This window comes from Lentzea flava (assembly GCF_014648475.1).
Classification (GTDB): Bacteria; Actinomycetota; Actinomycetes; order Mycobacteriales; family Pseudonocardiaceae; genus Lentzea; species Lentzea flava.
On record NZ_BMRE01000182.1, the window covers coordinates 1 to 545 of the forward strand.

At 70.8% G+C, this 545-nt stretch carries 1 pseudogene; it reads right to left on the bottom strand.

What is annotated here, in order from left to right:
* Nucleotides 1-305, bottom strand: a pseudogene (locus tag IEZ09_RS46070) (hypothetical protein); the annotation flags it as partial.
* Between the last annotated feature and the right edge of the window lie 240 nt (nt 306-545).

The following is a 545-nucleotide window of genomic DNA, read 5'->3' on the forward strand; positions in this document are numbered from 1 at the left end:
TCCCCGGCCTCGGCGTCGAACTCCAGATCCACATCGGACACCGAATCCACATCGGACACGCTGTCAAGGTCGCCACCTGGGTACGAGAAGACCGAATCGGCATCCGAGTCCGTGCCCACATCAGAAGCGCTATCCGCATCCGACACGCTGCCGAGGTCGTCATCCAGGTACGAGAAGACCGAATCGGCATCCGAACCCACACTCTTGCCACCCACCTCGGGCAGACCACCCACCTCGGGCAGACCACCGACCTCGGGCAGACCACCCACCTCGGGCAGACCACCCACCTCCGGCAGACCACCCACCTCCGGCGATCCCTGCGGGAACAAACCGGACACAGACCCCTGAGGCAGCGACACCTCAGTGACCCCGGGCGGCGGTGTGACGGTGCCGGGTGGCGGTGTGACCGCACCCGGCGGCGGCGTGACCGCACCCGGCGGCGGCGTGACCGCACCCGGCGGCGGTGTGACCGTGCCGGGCGGCGGTGTGACCGCACCCGGCGGCGGCGTGACCGCACCCGGCGGCGGCGTGACCGCACCCGGCGG